The 18,585-nt window shown below is 69.8% G+C and carries 17 protein-coding genes; 7 read left to right on the forward strand and 10 right to left on the reverse strand.

Features of this window, described 5'->3' with window-relative positions:
* Positions 1 to 67 precede the first annotated feature (67 nt).
* From F3T56_RS25030 to F3T56_RS25050, 5 genes are all read right to left on the reverse strand, one after another.
* The gene (locus F3T56_RS25030; protein WP_149827619.1) at positions 68 to 1,387 is read right to left on the reverse strand and encodes an RNA polymerase sigma factor; all 1,320 of its coding nucleotides are present in this window, start codon (positions 1,385 to 1,387) and stop codon (positions 68 to 70) included.
* Positions 1,388 to 1,602: 215 nt separating this feature from the next.
* Entirely contained in the window at positions 1,603 to 3,504 is a 1,902-nt protein-coding gene (gene dnaG / locus F3T56_RS25035) for a DNA primase (RefSeq protein WP_149827620.1), read from the reverse strand.
* Between the two features lie 29 nt (positions 3,505 to 3,533).
* Positions 3,534 to 4,805 carry an NAD(P)/FAD-dependent oxidoreductase gene (locus tag F3T56_RS25040; protein WP_149827621.1) on the reverse strand — a complete coding sequence of 424 codons (1,272 nt, stop codon included), beginning with the start codon at positions 4,803 to 4,805 and terminating at the stop codon, positions 3,534 to 3,536.
* A 93-nt stretch (positions 4,806 to 4,898) separates the two neighbouring features.
* Positions 4,899 to 6,209, reverse strand: coding sequence for a deoxyguanosinetriphosphate triphosphohydrolase (locus F3T56_RS25045; protein WP_149827622.1), 1,311 nt, complete (start codon positions 6,207 to 6,209; stop codon positions 4,899 to 4,901).
* 171 nt (positions 6,210 to 6,380) lie between these two features.
* Entirely contained in the window at positions 6,381 to 7,151 is a 771-nt protein-coding gene (locus tag F3T56_RS25050) for a sirohydrochlorin chelatase (RefSeq protein ID WP_149827623.1), read from the reverse strand.
* A 247-nt stretch (positions 7,152 to 7,398) separates the two neighbouring features.
* Between F3T56_RS25050 and F3T56_RS25055 the strand changes: the two genes are divergently transcribed.
* Positions 7,399 to 8,091: a SanA/YdcF family protein gene (locus tag F3T56_RS25055; RefSeq protein ID WP_172639123.1), complete on the forward strand. Its 693-nt coding sequence runs from the start codon at positions 7,399 to 7,401 to the stop codon at positions 8,089 to 8,091.
* 82 nt (positions 8,092 to 8,173) lie between these two features.
* Here F3T56_RS25055 and F3T56_RS25060 read toward each other — a convergent pair whose 3' ends face one another.
* Positions 8,174 to 8,668, reverse strand: a complete 495-nt coding sequence (locus F3T56_RS25060) for a hypothetical protein (RefSeq protein WP_246203817.1) — start codon at positions 8,666 to 8,668, stop codon at positions 8,174 to 8,176.
* A 352-nt stretch (positions 8,669 to 9,020) separates the two neighbouring features.
* Here F3T56_RS25060 and F3T56_RS25065 point away from each other — a divergent pair, with 352 nt between their 5' ends.
* Positions 9,021 to 11,114, forward strand: a complete 2,094-nt coding sequence (locus tag F3T56_RS25065) for a molybdopterin oxidoreductase family protein (RefSeq protein ID WP_149827625.1) — start codon at positions 9,021 to 9,023, stop codon at positions 11,112 to 11,114.
* Between the two features lie 84 nt (positions 11,115 to 11,198).
* Here F3T56_RS25065 and F3T56_RS25070 read toward each other — a convergent pair whose 3' ends face one another.
* Positions 11,199 to 11,453, reverse strand: coding sequence for a hypothetical protein (locus F3T56_RS25070; protein WP_149827626.1), 255 nt, complete (start codon positions 11,451 to 11,453; stop codon positions 11,199 to 11,201).
* A 10-nt stretch (positions 11,454 to 11,463) separates the two neighbouring features.
* Between F3T56_RS25070 and F3T56_RS25075 the strand changes: the two genes are divergently transcribed.
* Both F3T56_RS25075 and F3T56_RS25080 read left to right on the forward strand, forming a co-directional pair.
* Positions 11,464 to 11,736 (forward strand): hypothetical protein, encoded by a 273-nt coding sequence (locus tag F3T56_RS25075; protein ID WP_149827627.1) that lies wholly within the window; start codon positions 11,464 to 11,466, stop codon positions 11,734 to 11,736.
* Between the two features lie 167 nt (positions 11,737 to 11,903).
* Positions 11,904 to 14,093 carry an alpha-galactosidase gene (locus F3T56_RS25080; RefSeq protein ID WP_149827628.1) on the forward strand — a complete coding sequence of 730 codons (2,190 nt, stop codon included), beginning with the start codon at positions 11,904 to 11,906 and terminating at the stop codon, positions 14,091 to 14,093.
* Positions 14,094 to 14,115: 22 nt separating this feature from the next.
* On the opposite strand, the gene F3T56_RS25085 is transcribed toward F3T56_RS25080, so the two are convergent.
* Positions 14,116 to 14,520 carry a gamma-glutamylcyclotransferase family protein gene (locus F3T56_RS25085; RefSeq protein WP_149827629.1) on the reverse strand — a complete coding sequence of 135 codons (405 nt, stop codon included), beginning with the start codon at positions 14,518 to 14,520 and terminating at the stop codon, positions 14,116 to 14,118.
* A gap of 178 nt (positions 14,521 to 14,698) precedes the next feature.
* Between F3T56_RS25085 and F3T56_RS25090 the strand changes: the two genes are divergently transcribed.
* The 3 genes from F3T56_RS25090 (at position 14,699) to F3T56_RS25100 (ending at position 17,314) form a co-directional block, all read left to right on the forward strand.
* Complete coding sequence (locus tag F3T56_RS25090) at positions 14,699 to 15,868, forward strand: helix-turn-helix domain-containing protein (RefSeq protein WP_149827630.1); 1,170 nt, start codon at positions 14,699 to 14,701, stop codon at positions 15,866 to 15,868.
* Positions 15,869 to 16,416: 548 nt separating this feature from the next.
* Positions 16,417 to 16,656 (forward strand): DUF7848 domain-containing protein, encoded by a 240-nt coding sequence (locus tag F3T56_RS25095; protein WP_149827631.1) that lies wholly within the window; start codon positions 16,417 to 16,419, stop codon positions 16,654 to 16,656.
* 304 nt (positions 16,657 to 16,960) lie between these two features.
* Positions 16,961 to 17,314: a phosphotransferase gene (locus F3T56_RS25100; protein WP_172639124.1), complete on the forward strand. Its 354-nt coding sequence runs from the start codon at positions 16,961 to 16,963 to the stop codon at positions 17,312 to 17,314.
* A gap of 110 nt (positions 17,315 to 17,424) precedes the next feature.
* Here the strand turns inward: F3T56_RS25100 and F3T56_RS25105 are convergent, their stop codons facing one another.
* Entirely contained in the window at positions 17,425 to 18,174 is a 750-nt protein-coding gene (locus tag F3T56_RS25105; RefSeq protein ID WP_149827632.1) for a TIGR03943 family putative permease subunit, read from the reverse strand.
* On the reverse strand, positions 18,171 to 18,407 hold the full coding sequence (locus F3T56_RS49375; protein ID WP_149827633.1) for an Arc family DNA-binding protein: 237 nt from the start codon (positions 18,405 to 18,407) through the stop codon (positions 18,171 to 18,173). Before F3T56_RS49375 ends, F3T56_RS25105 begins: the two co-directional genes overlap by 4 nt.
* Positions 18,408 to 18,585 lie beyond the last annotated feature (178 nt).

The following is an 18,585-nucleotide window of genomic DNA, read 5'->3' on the forward strand; positions in this document are numbered from 1 at the left end:
CGCGAGCAACCACGAACCAGCCGCAGCCGCCATCCAAGCGCAACTCCCCGAGCTCTCCCGCGCGCCGTCAGTCCAGGTAGCCCCTCAGTTGGTCTGCGAAGGCGTGGTCGCGGAGTTTGTTCAGGGTTTTGGACTCGATCTGCCTTATGCGTTCCCTCGTGACGCCGAAGATGCGGCCTATCTCCTCCAGGGTGCGGGGGCGGCCGTCGGCCAGGCCGTAGCGGAGTTGGACCACCTTGCGTTCTCGTTCGCCGAGGGTCGACAGGACCGCTTCCAGGTGTTCGCGCAGGAGCAGGAACGCGGCCGATTCGACGGGGCTCGTGGCGTCGCCGTCTTCGATGAGGTCGCCGAGGGCTACGTCGTCCTCCTCGCCCACCGGGGCGTGCAACGACACCGGTTCCTGGGCGAGGCGGAGGACTTCGCTGACGCGTTCGGGGAGGAGGTCGAGGTGGGCGGCCACTTCCTCCGGAGTGGGTTCGTAGCCGCGTTCCTGGAGCATGCGGCGTTGGACGCGGACGACACGGTTGATCAACTCGACCACGTGGACGGGGACGCGGATCGTGCGGGCCTGGTCGGCCAGGGCGCGGGACATGGCCTGGCGGATCCACCAGGTCGCGTAGGTCGAGAACTTGTAGCCACGGGCGTAGTCGAACTTCTCGACGGCCCGGATGAGGCCCAGGTTGCCCTCCTGGACCAGGTCCAGCATGGTCAGGCCGCGGCCGACGTAACGCTTCGCCACCGAGACGACGAGCCGCAGGTTCGCCTCGATGAGACGGCGCTTGGCCATGCGGCCCATGACGACCAGTTTGTCGAGGTCGAGGGCGAGTTGGGTGTCGAGATCGGTGGCGTTGCCGAGTTTCGCCTCGGCGAAGAGGCCGGCCTCGACGCGGCGGGCGAGCTCCACTTCCTCCGCCGCCGTCAGGAGCGGGATGCGGCCGATCTCGCGCAGATACTGGCGGAACAGGTCGGAGGACGGGCCGCTGGTGTCCGGGCGGCTGCGCGGCAACTCCACGGGCTCGGGCGGATCGGCCGTCTCGATGGGCTCCACCACGGCGGCCGGTGGCTCGTCGGGGCCGGGCGGGGCCTCCGGCGCCGCCTCGGGGTGGTGCGCGGCGCGGCTCTGGGCGGGCACCGCGTGGATCACGTCGGTCTCCGCGTCCGGCTCCGCGCCGTCGGTACTGATGGCCGTACTGGTGTCGTTCTGTATGAGGGTCTGGGTCTGCACGGGGGCGACCTCCAGGAATGTCGCTGCTGAGGCGTACGGCAGCGGTACGTCTGGGATGGCGCGGGCGGCCTCGCCGCCGTCCATCCCGTACTCATCGAGCGGAACCGCGGGGATCTCGGACCCGTGGGGGACGGGTCGGCCGCGCTCCGAGGACTCAGGCACCGGAACCCAGTGTGGAGTACGACACACAGCCGCCACGAGGGGCGTGCGGTGACTTTTTGCGTCCGGTCCGTGACCGCACGGTTACCGTGCCGTACGAGTGGGCCGCTGAGCGGGCATGAAACCGTTTTATGGGCGTACGGAGCAGGGGCGGATCCGGCGTGAAATCAGCGCGGGTTCGGTATGGGCGCCGGGGTGTTCAGGCCCCGAGCGCCCTCTCAGAGCGCCTCCGGGCCCCTCTCCCGCAGTGCCTGGTCGTACTGCTGGAGGACCCAGAGCTCGTTCTGGACGGCGGCCAGGGTGGCTGGGTCGCCCTGGGCGCCGGCTCGGGCGAGGCTACTTTGGACGTCGCGTACGCGGCGTTCGACGGCGCGGCGGCGGACGGTGACCAGCTGGGCGCCCGCGTAGACCTCGTCGACCGTCTTGCGCATGATCGCTTCGACCGCGAGTTCGGTCACCGTGGCGCGCACCGAGTCGTCCGGAGCTGCCTCGCGGACCCGGATCAGGTACTCCTGGGGGTCCTCGGCGCCGTACTCGACGCCGCCCGCCTCGATGATCGTCTGGCGTACGGCCGCGTAGGGCTCGGCGGTGAACTCGTCGACGCCGTACGCGTCGAACGCCGGGGCGACCAACTCGGGCCGCTGGAGGGCGAGTTTGAGGAGTTCGCGTTCGGTGGCGTAGACGGGGTTGCGGAGGTTGAGGGCGGGGCCGGACGGGCGGCGGGGCGTGGATTCGTACGGCTGGGCAGGGCCCCGCGGGGCCGGGGCGGGGCCCTTGCCGCCGCGGTCGCGGGCCCAGCGGGCCAGCTGGGCGACGCGCTTGACGACGAACTGGGTGTCGAGGATGCCGAGCATGCCGGCGAGCTGCACGGCGACCTCGTGCTGGGCGCCGCTGTTCTTGATGCGGGCCACGATGGGCGCGGCCTCGTCGAGGGCGGCCGCCCGGCCCGCAGGGGTCTCCAGGTCATAGCGGGCGACGATCTGGCGGAGCGCGAACTCGAAGAGCGGAGTACGGGGTTCGGCCAGGTCCGCCACCGCCTCGTCGCCCTTGGCCAGCCGCAGGTCGCAGGGGTCCATGCCGTCCGGCGCGATCGCGATGTACGTCTCGGCGGCGAACTTCTGGTCGTCCTCGAAGGCGCGCAGGGCTGCCTTCTGCCCGGCCGCGTCGCCGTCGAAGGTGAAGATCACGCGGGCCGAGCCGTTGTCCATCAGCAGTCGGCGGAGGATCTTGATGTGGTCGTTGCCGAAGGCCGTACCGCAGGTGGCGATGGCCGTCGTCACCCCGGCGAGGTGGCAGGCCATGACGTCGGTGTAGCCCTCGACGACGACGGCGCGGCTGGTCTTGGCGATGTGCTGCTTGGCGAGGTCGATGCCGTACAGGACCTGGGACTTCCGGTAGAGCGCCGTGTCGGGGGTGTTGAGGTACTTGGGCCCGTTGTCCGCCTCGTACAACTTGCGGGCGCCGAAGCCGACGACGTCTCCCGCGATGTCGCGGATAGGCCACATCAGGCGGCCCCGGAAGCGGTCGATGGGGCCTCGGCGGCCCTCCTGCGACAGCCCGGAGAGGATCAGCTCCTTGTCGGCGAAGCCCTTGCCGCGGAGGTAGCGGGTGAGGTGGTCCCAGCCCTGGGGGCTGTAGCCGACGCCGAAGTGGACGGCGGCGGCCTGGTCGAAGCCGCGCTCGGCGAGGAACATCCGGCCCGTGTCGGCCTCGGGGCTGACGGCCAGCTGCTCCGCGTACCACTCGGCGGCGATCTTGTGCGCCTCGACCAGCCGGATCCGCTCACCGCGCTGGTGGGAGGGGTTGTATCCGCCCTCCTCGTAGCGAAGGGTGATCCCGGCCTGGGCGGCCAGGCGCTCCACCGCCTCCGAGAAGGACAGGTGGTCGACCTTCATCACGAACGTGATGGTGTCGCCGCCCTCCTGGCAGCCGAAGCAGTGGAAGAGTCCCTTGCTCGGGCTGACCTGGAAGGACGGCGACTTCTCGTCATGGAACGGGCAGAGCCCCTTGAGGTTCCCTCCGCCCGCGCTCCGCAGCTGGAGGTACTCGGACACCACGGCGTCGATCGGGACCGCGTCCCGTACCGCCTTCACGTCCTCGTCGTTGATCCGTCCTGCCACGGGGCGATTCTACGGTGGTCCACTGACAGCTATGAGGTGCCCAGAAGGCTGTCCAACGCCACCTGAGGGTTCGAGAGCGCCTCGACATCCACCCGCCCCCGGGACCTGATCAGCTTCTGGATCGTCTCCGTGACGTCCCACACATTCACGTTCATCCCGGCCAGCACCCTCCCCTCCTTCATCCAGAACGCGATGAACTCCCGCTTCCCTGCGTCCCCCCGGATCACCACCTGGTCGTACGAGCCGGGCGGCGCCCAGCCCGAGTACTCCATCCCCATGTCGTACTGGTCGGAGAAGAAGTACGGCACACGGTCGTAGGTGACGTCCTGCCCGAGCATGGAGCGGGCGGCCGCCGGGCCGCCGTTGAGCGCGTTGGCCCAGTGCTCCACGCGCAGCCTGGTGTCGAAGAGGGCGTGCGGGAAGGAGACGACGTCACCGGCCGCGTAGATGGAGGGGTCGGACGTACGCAGCTGTGCGTCGACCACGATGCCCCCGCCGTGCGCGCGGTCGGCGACCTCCAGTCCGGAGGCCTCCGCGAGGCCGATGCGCGGTGCCGCGCCGATGGCCGCGAGGACGTCGTGGGCCGGGTGCTCCTCCCCCGTGTCCGTACGGGCCGCCAGCACCATGCCGTCCTGGCCGACGATCTCGGTGAGCTTCGCGCCGAACGCGAAGCGGACCCCGTGCTCGCGGTGGAGTTCGGCGAAGAGGTTGCCGAGTTCGGGGCCGAGGACGCCGTGCAGAGGGGTGGGTTCCGGCTCCACGACGGTGACCTCCGCCCCGTACTCGCGGGCCGCCGCCGCGACCTCCAGGCCGATCCAGCCGGCGCCCGCGATGACGATGTGGCCGTTGTCACGGCCGAGGGCGGCGAGGACGCCCTTGAGGCGCTCGGCGTGGGCCAGGCGGCGCAGATGGTGGACACCGGCGAGGCTGGTGCCGGGGATGTCGAGGCGGCGCGGTTCCGCGCCGGTCGCGAGCAGCAGCTTGTCGTAGTGGACGAGGGTGCCGTCGTCGCCGAAGCGGACGGTCTTCGCCGCGCGGTCGATCGCGTCGACGGTCTGGCCGAGGTGCAGCTCGATGTCGTTGCGCGCATACCAGGAGGGCTCGTGGACGAAAACCCTGTCGCGTTCCTCCTTGCCGAGCAGATAGCCCTTGGAGAGCGGCGGGCGCTCGTACGGATGGTCGCGTTCGTCGCAGATCAGTATCACGCGGCCGCTGAAGCCCTCCGCTCGGAGCGTCTCGGCCGCCTTCGCGCCGGCGAGACCACCTCCGACGATGACGAATGTCTGATCCGCGTCGACCACTTGATGCCTCCTCTTAAGGGTGCGTCCACATGCGAGCGTCCCGCACACAGCGTGATGCGGGAAGAGGTAGTGACCCGATCAGGCCACGGAGGGTCACGTGATTGTGAACATCCGACCCGTCAGTCTCGCGTGCAACGAGCGGGCCGAGGTGTCGGTGAGGGAGGCGATCTGGTCGACGATCACCCGCTTGCGGGCGCGGTCGTCCGGGGCCTCGTCGAACAGCGCGCGGAACTGCGGTTCGAGGCCTTCCGGGGCGCGGGCGGTGAGCACCTCGGCCAGTTCGGCGACGACGATCCGCTGGTCGGCGCGGAGCCGCTCCTGCTCGGCGCGCTGCATCACATACCGGTCGGCGACGGCCTTGAGGACCGCGCACTCCAGCCGGGCCTCGCGCGGGACGACCAGTTCGGCGGCGTACCGGGTGAGCCGTCCCGTGCCGTACGTCTGCCGGGTCGCGCCCTCGGCGGCCAGGCAGAAGCGGCCGATGAGCTGGCTGGTGGCGTCCTTCAACCGGGCCTGGGCGACGGCCGTTCCGTCGTAGCCGTGCGGCCACCACTCCTGGTCGAGGAGGCGGTCGAGGGCTTCGGCGAGTTCGGCCGGGTCGGTGTCGGCGGGCACGTACCGGCCGCGGGCCACCTCGAACACCGCCTGCCGTTCGGGCTCCGCGTGCAGCAGGTTGGGGTCGATGTGGCCCGCGTGCAGGCCGTCCTCGACGTCGTGCACCGAGTACGCCACGTCGTCGGACCAGTCCATGACCTGGGCCTCGAAGGTCGTACGGGTGCCGGGGGCGTCCTTGCGGACCCAGTCGAAGACGGGGCGGTCGTCGTCGTAGACGCCGAACTTGGGGGACGCGGGGTCGGTGGGGTGACCGTCGCGGGGCCAGGGGTACTTGGTGGCGGCGTCGAGGGTGGCGCGGGTGAGGTTGAGGCCGACGGAGCCTTCGGGGGTGAAGCGTTTGGGTTCGATTCGGGTGAGGAGCCTCAGGGACTGGGCGTTGCCCTCGAAGCCGCCGCAGTCATCGGCGAATTCGTTGAGGGCGACCTCGCCGTTGTGGCCGAACGGGGGGTGGCCGAGGTCGTGGGAGAGGCAGGCGGCTTCTACGAGGTCGGGGTCGCAGCCGAGGGCTGCGCCGAGCTCGCGGCCGACTTGGGCGCACTCCAGGGAGTGGGTCAGGCGGGTGCGGGGGGTTGCGTCCCACGCCTCGTTGCGGGTGCCCGGCGTCACGACTTGGGTTTTGCCGGCGAGTCTTCTCAGGGCCGCGGAGTGGAGTACGCGGGCTCGGTCGCGTTGGAAGGCGGTGCGGCCGGGGCGTTTGTCTGGTTCCGGGGCCCATCGTTCGACTGACGTCGGGTCATAGCCGGGGGGCGGGATGTAGTTTTCGTGCGGGTGGGGTGCGGCGCCTTCCATGTCTCGACAGTAAGCGGCGGGGGTGACAAATGGGTGCCTACTCGTCTGCCGGGTTCTGATTTTGGGCGGGTGCGGGTTCGTCGTGGCTTGTCGCGCCCACGCGGCGGAGCCGCATATCGATACAGCCCCGCGCCCCTGAAGAAAGAGGGTGCCCTCTTGTTATGAGGCGCCCTACGCCGTTGCCAGCGCTCGTTCCCTCGTCGCCTCCGGGGTTGCCAAGGCCCCGTCGTAGCGGTGCAGGACCAGGCTCGCCATTGCCGGGTGTGTGCCCAAGGGGGCCGACGCTATCCAGGGGGCCGCTTCCGCGGACTCCGTGGCGAAGCGGCCGGGGGCCGTGAAGTAGGAGGCTACGGCTGCTCGGGGGCGGCCGGCGGCGGCCAGGGCCTGGAGGGCGTCGGGGACCGTGGGGGCGGCGGTGGTGGCGTAGGCCGGGACCACCGGGACGCCCAGGCGCTCGGCGAGGAGTTGGGCGGTACGGCCGGTGTCGACCTTCGACTGGGGGTCGCGGGAGCCCGCGGCGGCGAGTACGACGGCGCTGGTGCGGCGGGTGGCGTCGTCCATGCGGGTGCGCCAGCCGGCCTCGACGAGGCGGGCGTGGAGGGCCTCCGCGAGGAGGGGGTGCGGGCCCAGGGGGGCCGCTACCCGGGCGCGTACGCCTGCCTCCGCGGCCATCTCGGGGATGTCCCGTTTGACGTGGTAGCCGCGGCTGAGGAGGAGGGGGACCAGGACGGCCTCGCGGTGGCCGAGGGTGGCGAGGGTGTCGGGGAGCAGGGGCTCGTTCAGCTCGATGTGGCCGAGGCGCACGTCCAGGCCGGGGCGCTGTTCGCGGACGCGGTCCATGAGGGCGCGTACGGTCTCCAGCGCGCGCGGGTCGCGGCTGCCGTGCGCCACGAGCACGAGTGCGGGCGGGGCGGGGCGTCGGGTCGCCTTCATGAACAACATGAACAAATGGTGTCGGGGGGAGGTTGCCTGCCCGTTGCACGGGAATGACGGGGGTTTTCCGGGGGTTCACGGTGGGCCACGGGGGTGTGTGAACCTCCGTGACCAGGGGTTTCGGCTCGGCTGAGTGAGACTGGTCACGCTGTGCGATGAACCGGATCACCGCGTACGGCGTCTTCGTTGATCGGAAGGACGGGCGCTGTCGGGTCCGTCGGAAACATTCAGGACACATGGCGGGGCGGGGAGCGGTATGAGGGGGGTCAGGCGGGTGAGGCGGGTGTTCCGGCTGCCTCGTACGCGGGCGGGGCGGCGGCGGGCCGTGCAGGTGGGCATGCTGCTGTGTGTGCTGGCGCTGCTGCCCGCGACGTGGATGTTCACCGCCGCCGACGGGCGGCTGCGGACGACCGCCGATGCGCCGCGTACGGATGTGGCGATGGTCTTCGGGGCGGGACTGTGGCAGGGCGAGCCGTCCCCTTATCTCGCGCGGCGGCTGGACGCGGCGGTCGAGCTGTACCGCGAGGGCCGTATAGAGGTGGTGCTGGTCACCGGGGACAACAGCCGCGAGGAGTACGACGAGCCGGACGCGATGCGGGCCTATCTCACCGAGCACGGGGTGCCCGACGGCCAGATCGTCAGTGACTACGCGGGCTTCGACACCTGGGACTCCTGCGTCCGCGCGAAGAAGATCTTCGGTGTCGACCGCGCGGTGCTCATCAGCCAGGGCTTCCACATACGCCGGGCGGTCGCGCTGTGCCAGGAGGCGGGCGTCGAGTCGTACGGTGTCGGGGTGCAGGACCGGCACGACGGGACCTGGTACTACGGCGCCACCCGGGAGCTGTTCGCCGCGGGCAAGGCCTCCCTGGACGCCCTGTTCGAGCCGGACCCCCGGTTCCTCGGGCCGGAGGAACCGGGGGTCGAGCGGGCGCTGGCCTCGGCCCGCTGAGCCTCATGGAGAGGCGGCTGGGCGGGTAGGGGGTGTTGCGATAGTCCGCCGCGGGTGCTGTGCGGGACTTTCAAAACACCCCCTAGTGGATGTTGCCCCAGGTGCCCCCGTCCACCGGGCAGCTCCAGCTCTTGCCGTTCGGGGTCTTGCCGTACAGAGTGAACTTCGCCTCGTATCTGTTCTTCAGCAGGCGCGTGCTGACCTTGAAGGCGGCGCTCTTGCCCGGCTTCAGTGTCTTGGCGGCGATCTTGACGGTCTGGTCGGTCTTCTGGGTGATCCGACCGATCGGCCTGGTCGTCACGGTCGCCTTGCCGAAGCGGAGGCTCTTGACGTTCTGCACCTTGAGGCTCACCGAATTGAAGGTCTGCTTCTTGGTGGTGTTCGTGAGACCGAACTTGAGGCCGCCGTTGGTCACCCAGTTGTTCTGGTCCACGTAGAACCTCGTCAGGAAAGTGATCTTGATCCCGCACTTGGTGTCCTGCGTCGAGACATCCGTCGCGGACGCTCCCCCGGCGAGGCCCAGCTGGGCGACGGTCAGAGCGCCGGTGGCGCCCAGGACGGCGACAGTGGTGCGCATACGGTTCACGGTGGTGGTCCTCTTCCCCCTACGGCCCTCGCGGGCCCTGCGATTGGGCGTGCGCCACGTCGGGCTCTCGGTATGACTCCCGTGTCCGTGGCGCCCGTAGTTCTTAGCACGCACGGCCGAACGCAGGGCACCGTAAGCGCTTGTGCGAGCGCACTCGGTGACAGAGCCGGGACATCGGAGAACCCTCCGTTCACCCAGGCATCGTCCGCTCTCCTCCCTTCTCCTCATGCCACCCGGTCCGCGTCTCCTCACGCCACCCCGGTCCGCGCCGGGAGGTACCCGTGCCGGTCGCGTAACAGGGGAGCGTCCCGGCGCGTAACACTCCCGACGCACGCTGGGCGGTATGCCGAACTCCGCGACGCCCACCCACTGCCCGTACTGCGCCCTGCAGTGCGGGATGAACCTCACGCCCGGATCAGCGGGTGGCGTCGCGGTCGTCGAGCGCCCGGACTTCCCGGTGAACCGCGGCGCGCTGTGCGGCAAGGGCCGTACGGCGCCCGCGGTGCTGTCGTCGAGCGTCCGCCTGACCACTCCCCTGGTCAGGAAGGCGGGCGTCCTGGAACCCGCCTCCTGGGGCGAGGCACTCGACCGTATCGCCGAGGGACTCACCCGCACGCGTACGGAACATGGCCCGGACGCGTGCGGAGTGTTCGGCGGTGGCGGGCTCACCAACGAGAAGGCGTACGCGCTCGGCAAGTTCGCGCGGATCGTGCTCGGCACCTCGCAGATCGACTACAACGGGCGTTTCTGCATGTCCTCGGCGGCGGCCGCCGGGATGAAGGCGTTCGGTCTGGACCGGGGGCTGCCGTTCCCGCTGGAGGACATCCCGAAGACGGGGTGTGTCGTCCTCGTCGGCTCCAATCTCGCGGAAACCATGCCGCCGGCGCTCCGCTATCTCACCGAGTTGAAGGACAACGGCGGCAAGCTGATCGTCATCGATCCGCGCCGTACCCGTACGGCCGAACAGGCGGATCTGCATCTGGCGCCGCGCCCCGGCACCGATCTCGCCCTCGCGCTGGGCCTGTTGCATGTGATCGTCGCGGAAGGGCGTACGGACGAGGAGTACATCCGGGAGCGTACGAGCGGCTGGGAGGAGGCGCGGGCCGCGGCGATGGCGCACTGGCCGGAGTACGTGGAGCGGATCACGGGGGTGTCCGTTCCCGAACTGCGGGCGGCCGTACAGATGTTCTGCGAGCCGGAGAACGCGATGGTGCTCACCGCGCGCGGGCCCGAGCAGCAGTCCAAGGGCACCGACACGGTTGGCGCGTGGATCAACCTGACGCTGGCGACGGGCCGCGCCGGGCGCCCGCTGTCCGGGTACGGCTGCCTCACCGGGCAGGGCAACGGGCAGGGCGGGCGCGAACACGGGCAGAAGGCCGACCAGTTGCCCGGCTACCGCAAGCTGGTCGACCCCGAGGCGCGGCGGCATGTCGCCGAGGTGTGGGGCGTCGACCCGGACAGCCTGCCGGGGCCGGGGCGCAGCGCGTACGAACTGCTGGACGCGCTGGGTACGGACATCAAGTCCCTGCTGCTGATGGGCTCCAACCCGGTGGTGTCGGCGCCGCGCGCCGCGCACATCGAGGACCGGATCAAGTCGCTGGACTTCCTCGCGGTGTGCGACGTCGTGCTGTCGGAGACGGCGGCGCTCGCGGATGTCGTCCTGCCGGTGACCCAGTGGGCGGAGGAGACCGGCACGACGACCAATCTGGAGGGCCGGGTGCTGCTGCGGCAGCGCGCGATCACCGCTCCCGAGGGCGTCCGCAGCGATCTTGAGGTGATGAACGAACTGGCCGCCCGGCTGGGCGTGGAGAAGGGCTTCGCGACCGACCCCGAGGAGGTCTTCGAGGAGCTGCGCCGGGCCAGCGCGGGCGGGCCCGCCGATTACTCGGGGATCACCTACCGGCGGCTCGCGGAGGAGAACGGGGTGTTCTGGCCGTGTCCGACGCCGCCCGCCGACTCGGCCGACGCGGTGCACGCGGGCACCCCGCGGCTCTTCCTCGACCGGTTCGCCACCGAGGACGGCCGGGCCCGGTTCGTGCCCGTGTCGCACCGGGCGGCGGCCGAGGAGCCGGATGAGGAGTATCCGGTGCTGCTGACCACCGGCCGGGTGGTCGCCCAGTACCAGTCGGGCGCGCAGACCAGGCGGGTCGACGAGCTGAACGCCGCCGCGCCCGGCCCGTTCGTGGAACTGCATCCCCGGCTGGCCGAGCGGCTCGGGGCGGCGGAGGGCGACCCGCTGGCCGTGGTGTCCCGGCGGGGCCGGGCGGTGGCGCCCGCGCGGATCACCACCGCCATCCGCCCCGACACGGTGTTCATGCCGTTCCACTGGCCGGGCGAGGGCCGGGCCAACACCCTGACGAACCCCGCCCTCGACCCCACCTCCCGTATGCCGGAGTTCAAGACGTGCGCGGTGCGGGTGGAGGTGGCGGGGAAGTGACCCGCGCCGGATCCGGTCGGTGTGAACCGCCGGATCCGGGCCGGTTGGTTGGCTGGCTGGCTGGCTGGCTGGCTGGCTGGCGGATCAGGCCACGGTCAGTACGGTCTTGGCGTCCTTGCCGTACGTCGCGATCTCCTCCTCGCTGGACTCCCGTTGCTCGGCGAAGCCGAGGCCGACCACGGCGACGAGGTTCGTGGGGTCGTCCGGCGCGAACACGGGCAGCGTGACCGAGCCTTTGGCCTGCGAGGCGCGGGCCGGCGGGCGGGCGACACCGGAGTTGTCGGTCTGGAGGTCGCTGATGCCGATCGGCTCCCGGCGTTCGGCGGTGACCCCGGCCATGCCCTTGCCGATGACGACGACGGCCGCGCACCACGGTCGGCGGCAGGTTGTGCGCGGCGACGAGGACGATCTCGCCCTCCTCGGCGGGCTGGGACAGATGGACGGAGCCGACGAAACCGTCGTGCCGTGCGACGAACTCGGCGAGCCACTCGTTGACTTCGGGGCGGGCGTTCTTGAGGACGGTGTCGTTCAGAGCTACGGCGTTCAGGGGGGCTGCTCCTCGTGCCGCGGTGCTGATGTGTCATGTCGCGCATTGGTGCAGGTGATGCGGTGGTGCAGGTGAGACGGGTGGTGCTGTTGTGCGCAACATCAACACCCCCGGCACTTGAACATTCATACACTTGGCCGTAGACATCATGTGGTGATCCCGACGTTTCACCGAGGATGGACACAGTGCCCTCACAGCCCGCTGTGAAGACTTTGGGAGCACAGTCGAACCGGGGGGATCGCATGCCGCAGCCCGACAGCTACCAGTGGACCAACTCGTTCCCGTGGAGCCTCTCCTACCGCTGGGGCCACTCCGCGCTCACCGTCGATTTCGACCTGAGCGGGGACACACCCCGGCTGGTGCGCGTAGGACGCCCCGACGAACCCCCGCCGGAGCCCGAGGACGCGAAGACGGACCCCTCGCTGCCGCTGGTCGACCTGGTCCTGCTGGGCGACGGCACCGGCTGGTCGAGACCCCGCTTCACCGGCACCGCGCTGGGCGACCGGCTGAGATACCGCGCGCACCACTCCACGTACGGCGTGGAGCACAGCTCCGGCGACGGCGTCGGCTGGCACCGGCTGACCTTCGAACTCCACGACCCGGAGAGCGGGTTGACCGCGTTCGTCGAGTACGCCATCCCGGACGGCATCCCCGTACTGCGCTCCCGGGTGCGGCTGCGCAACGACGGCGACGGTCCGCTCACCGTGCGCTCGGTGGGCAGTCTCCTCCTCGGCGGACTCCCCTCCCCCGACGAGCTGTCGGTGTTCCGGGCGCGCAACGACTGGCTCGCGGAGTGCCGTTGGTACGCCGAACCGCTGCGGGACTCCGCGCCCGACCTCGGTCTGGAGGCGCACGGCCACACCGGCGGTCACGCGGCCGCTCGCCTGGCCGGGCGCGGCAGTTGGCCCACCGACGGGCATCTGGCGATGGGCGCGCTGGTCCACCGTACGGACGCGCGCAGCTGGCTGTGGCAGATCGAGTCGGCGTCGAGCTGGGTCTGGGAGGCCGGTGACTCGGCGGGCCAGACGTATCTGGCGCTCGGCGGACCGACCCACGACGAGCACGGTTGGAGTCAAGTCCTCGCCCGGGGTGAGGAGTTCGCCGCCGAGTGGGTCGCCCTGGCGCTCGGTACGTGCTTCGACGGGGCGCTGGCCGCGCTGACGTCGTACCGCCGCGTCGTCCGCCGCCCGCACCCGGACCACGATGGATTGCCGGTCGTCTTCAACGACTACATGAACACGCTGATGGGCGACCCGACGACGGAGAAACTGCTGCCGCTGATCGACGCGGCGGCGGACGCGGGCGCGGAGTACTTCTGTGTGGACGCCGGTTGGTACGACGGCGGGGATGAGGAGAGGGCTGGGGACGGTGGCAACCTGGAGGAGGTCGGGGCCTGGTGGGACAGCGTCGGCGCCTGGCTGCCGTCGACGTGGCGTTTCCCCGACGGGGGCATCCACGTGGTGCTGGACCGGATCCGGGAGCGCGGGATGGTGCCGGGCCTGTGGCTGGAGCCGGAGGTCGTCGGCGTACGCAGCCCGCTCGCCCGCACCCTGCCCGACGAGGCGTTCCTCCGGCACGGGGACGGCACCCGGGTGACCGAACAGGGCCGCCACCAGCTGAACCTGGCCCACCCGGAGGCGCGGGCCCACCTCGACGAGACGGTCGACCGGATCGTCGGCGAGTGGGGCGTGGGCTACCTGAAACTCGACTACAACATCACGACCTCCGCACCCGGACACCTCGCGCACTCCCGCGCCTGGCTCGCCTGGCTGTCGTCGGTGCTCGACCGCCACCCCGGGCTGGTCATCGAGAACTGCGCCTCGGGCGGCATGCGCATGGACGGCGCGTCCCTCGCCGTGACCCAGCTCCAGTCCACCTCCGACCAACAGGACCCCCTGCGCTACCCACCCATCGCGGCGTCCGCCCCCACCGCCGTACCGCCCGAGCAGGGCGCCGTGTGGGCGTACCCCCAACCGTCGTACACGGGTGAACAGATCGCCTTCACCCTCGGCTCGGCGCTACTGGGGAGGATCCATCTGTCGGGGCACCTGGACCAGATGACCGAGCGTCAACTGGAGTTGGTGCGCGACGCCTTGGACACGTACAAGGCCATCCGTGGCGACCTGCGCACCTCGGTGCCCTTCTGGCCGCTGGGCCTGCCCGGTTGGACGGACGAGTGGATCGCGCTGGGGTTGCGGCCGCCGGTGGCGGGTGCGGGGCCGGTGTACGTGACGGTGTGGCGGAGGGGCGGCCCCGTCGAACGGACCTTCGCGCTGCCGCACTTGGCGGGGCGGGAGGGTGGGGGCGAGGTACGGGTGGAGATCCTGCACCCGAGGGCAGATACGGGTGCGGCGGAGTGGGACGGGAGGGAGTTGCGGGTGAGGTTGCCGGAAGCCCCGACGGCATTGCTACTACGGCTGACGGTCGCCTGAACCGGAGGGGGCCGCCCCAGGGTCACCGCCCCCGCCAGTCCCCACTCTCAATCCGCTTCCCCCGAGCCCGCAGCCGTTCGGCGACAGCCGGCGCGGCGACATACACCCAGGCCCGTACGACCCTGCCGTCACCAAGGGTCGCCGGCCGCTCCACCCGCTCGTACAGGTTCGCGGGGTCGCCGGGGGCGTACTCCTCCAAGCGGTCCAGGATGCCCAGGAGTTCGGCGTAGTCCTCGGGGAGGGCGGTCACCACCTCGCCGACCACGACACCACCGGGCTCCTCCACGGCGTACGGGTACCCGGGGCCGTCATAGAGGACCACACCCCGCATCGTCGCCGGTTCCTCGGAGCGGACGCGGCCCCTCAGGAAGAGGTCATGGTTGCTCTCGCCGGGGCGGAGGGTGCCGTAGACGAAGAAGGGGAGCATGGTTCTCCACTCCGGGCTGATGTGCGGACCTTTGCAGAAACGATTCTCATCCCTTACACGCACCACCGGAGACACCCTGGACGTCGCATGAACCTCGCCGCGCCATGAGGAGCCCACAGGCGAGACGGTCACGTCCAGAGCCCGCACCCGGCTTGGGTTTGCGTCGTACGCTCGATCCATGAGCACTGCGGGGCAGAGGGTCAAGGAAGTCCGCAAGCGTCGCGGGCTGTCCCAGCGGGAGTTGGCGAACGCGTCGGGCGTATCGCTCTCGACCATCCGGAAGCTGGAGCAGGGCGAGCGAGAGACGGCACGACTTGAGACGTTGCGCAAGCTGGCGCACGTCCTCAGGGTGTCGACGATGAGCCTTGGCGGTGGCCGCAACCCGGAGGACCCCGACGCGGAAACCGTGGATCGATGGGAGGCCGTCAGGAACGCTTTGGAGCGTCCGCCGATCGTCTTGGGATTCGACGATGAGCCTCCTACTGTCGACGGCGTACGGGCCACCCTGAGCGAAACGGAGCCGCTGTTCAAGGGTGACCAGTTCGCCGCGTTGGCCGTGATGCTGCCTCCGCTGCTCCGGGAGGCCGAAGCGCTCGGGCCCGGGGGGCGCAGCGTCCGCACACGGCTCTTGCACCTTTCCGGATGGCTCATGGTTCAAACCAGACAATTCCGGGCCGCTGAGACTGCTTTGGAACGAGCCCTTGACGAGGCTGCCGACCGCATGGAAATGGCCGCTACGGTCAACACCATGTGCTGGCTGCTGCTGCGCCAGGGCGAATTAGGCAAGGCGTACGACCTGGCAGTGAAGTGGGCCGACGAAATCGAGCCTCGCATGTCTCACGCGACCCCGGCGGAGTTGGCAACGTGGGGCTGGATGCTTCTCAGGGTGTCCGCTGCTGCTGTCCGTAACTCGCAATCCGGAGCCGCTGAGGATGCTTTGCGACTCGCTTCATCAGCAGCCGTTGCACTCGGTCGGGAACACTCCCCGGCGAACGACTTCCTCCTCACATTCGGACCGACCACGGTCAAACTCAAAGCCGCTGAGAATGCCAGCGTGATTGACAGGCCGGACAGGGTTCTTCACATCGCTGAGCGGATTCCGGTATTCAGCCTCAAGCCGACATCGAACAACCGCAACCGTCACTTGCTGGACGTGGCAGACGCACACGCCAAGACGGGCAACCATGCCGACGCTTTCGAGAAGTTGCAGCTCATCAACGAGGACAGCCCCGAGTGGCTGCCGAACCAGCGCTATGCGCGTGACATCCTCGGGCGGGTGATCCGGGGACGTCGGACGTTGACGGCGGAGATGCGAACCATGGCTGACGTTGTGGGCCTGCCGCTGTAGCCTCTGTGGCACTTCCCGCTGACTGATTGGCGAAGTGCCACAGACACCGGGCAGTGTCGCATCTCATGGTGGTGCCATCGATTCACGCGAGGGGATTGCGACGATGGCAGCCAAGATCCACGGACCTGGTACTGACGCATCACAAGCCGAGTACGGGACCTACGCCCCGCCCGGCGAGAAGTGCCGGAATTGCCAACAGCCGTTCGAGGCCCTTGATCCGTGCCTGCGCGTCACGGTTGACCGAAGTTCGAATGACGCCGCGCTCGGCCTCTACAAGCACAGTACGTGCCCTCCCGAAAAGCCCAGGCGATTCAAGGTGCGCACGTGATGACACCCCCCGCGAAGCGCGTCAGCATGCACCTGGGCGTCTTACCTGAGCCCGTACTGGTCTGCCTGTCTGAGGCCGAGGAGGAGCACTCGGGGGGCGATGGGTGGAGGCAGTACGGCGGCCGCGTTGATCTCGCGTCCGGAGTGATCGCATTCCCGCCCCGCTCACTGCCTCCCTGCTCCATCCCCGACTGCCATCTCTGCGAGACCGAGGGGCAGCGATGACCCGCGCCACCTACCGATTCCGTGAGCACACGATCGGCCCCGATCGCCGCCCGGAGGCCGAGCGGACCAAAGCCGAGATGCAGTGCAAGCCATGCGGGAAAGGCAGCGAGGCATCAGAGCAGTTCACGGACGGCACCGCTTGGGCTGTCGACCACCTCAAGGCCAACCCTGGTCACCTTGAGTACCGCGAACTGATCATCCGCCCCTACCGATTCGAGCCCGGCGACTGGCAGTGAGCACCACCCCGACACGCGGCGTGCGTCGCTGTCGAGTAGACCCTCGTCGCCGGTAGCCAGAACTACCGGCCTCGGGTAGTGGGGCCCTGTTCATGCGTACGTCCCCCTTGTGGGCATGAGCAGGGTCCCCGCAACCAGGCGGTGGGAGGTCGCAAGGCGCGCGGCGCCGGTGTGGCCATCGTCATCGCCACCTCCAAATTCGTCCACAAGTCCCGGGAGGCGGACCGAAAATCCGTGGCCCCCGCGTCGTCCGAGTGAATACGCTCCAGCGTCGCCCCACAGTCACCGGAGCGTACGGAGATCCATGTCGTCCCACGGGAAACTGCACGCCGACGAGTTCGACATCGACGAGGCGCTCGTCGCCCGGCTGATCGCCGCCCAGTTCCCCGAGTGGGCCGGGCTCCCGCTCGCCCCGGCGCCCGCCTCGGGCACCGACAACGTCATGTTCCGCCTGGGCGACGACATGGTCGTACGCCTCCCGCGGCTCCCTGGTGGCGCCGACCATGTCGACACGGAGCACCGCTGGCTGCCGCGGCTCGCCCCGCACCTCCCCCTCGCCGTACCGGAACCGCTCGGCAAGGGGCGGCCCGGTGAGGTGTACGGGCAGCCGTGGTCGGTGATGCGCCGGCTGGACGGGGAGAACGCGTACAAAGCCTGACGATGTCGGTCCAGGGGATCCGCCGACGTCGGCCGCCGGGAACGACGAGCGCGTCCTCGGTTAACGTCAACCCCTCGTTCCGCTTCAGGAACGGGACGACCACACCGGCCTCAGGACCCCGCGAGCGGAAGGGCGTCCTTGTAGCCGTTGGTTGGGCGGGGGACCTTTTTCAGGGTGTGGGCGTCGAGGGCGGCTGTGGCGGAGTTGGTGCCGAGGGTGCCGGTGGGGTGCCAGGTGCCGGTGAGGGTGACCCACGTGTCGGCGGGCGGGGGTGGGGTGCCGTGGACGCGGACCTTGACGAACTGGGCGTCCGCGGCGCAGCAGCTGAAGATCGTGCGGGTCAGGTACCAGCCGTTGCCGCCCTGTTGCTCGGGCGTGACGTAGCCGGTCATCTCGATCTCGCGTCCCTTGATGGCCTGTTCGCGGTCCTGCTGGACGCGCGTGGAGAAGTCGGTGAGGGTCATCGGGAGCGGTGAGGTCTCGGGGAGCGGCTCGAAGTCGTCCTGTTCCTTGACCGCCACGGCCTTCGGGGCCTCGCGGGAGGCGGTGTACGCGCCGATCGCCGGCGGGGCGTAGACGAGGAGGCTCAGGGCGGGGAGGAAGAGGAGCCACGCCACGTGGGGTGGGGTGGAGTGGCCGTGGCCGTCGTCATTGCTGTGGGTGTCGTCGGGTTCGGGTTTTGGGTTCCAGCACGACCATGCCTCCGCCGCCGCCAGTACGAGCAGCACCGCCCCGGACGCGATCAGTACCGGGCGCATGCCCTCCTTGACGTAGCGGAGGTAGAGGTCGGTGAGGAGGGTGGCGTGGAGGAGGCCGAGGCCGCTGAGGAGGAGGAGGAGTGCTTGGAGAGGGCGTTTCACCGGAAGTCCCGGGGCGTGCTTCGGCCTTCGGGCCCGGACGAATCAGGTTTGCCGGGCAGCGGGGTGAGAGAAGCTGGATCGCCGCCAAGCGATGCAGGGTCCGCTCCAGCGGTGCTGAGGGCGATCTCGATGAGGTGGAGGATCTCGGAGTTGAGGGACCTTCGGTCTGTGGTCGCGCGGGCATTCACCCGTTCGTGTAGGTCGTTCGGAATACGGAGAGAGAAACGGATCACGGCGCTATTTTGGCATCATGACGATGCCAATGGAAGCTGACGGGGCCGGGCATGCCCGGTACACCTTTCGGCTGCGCGTGTCGTCGACCGCCCACGCGCAGCTGCTGGGCGAGTGGGACCGGTGCCGGTGGGTGTGGAACGGTGCGACACGAGGTCGCTCCAATCAAGTGGGGGCAAC

The organism is Streptomyces tailanensis (assembly GCF_008386495.1).
Classification (GTDB): Bacteria; Actinomycetota; Actinomycetes; order Streptomycetales; family Streptomycetaceae; genus Streptomyces; species Streptomyces tailanensis.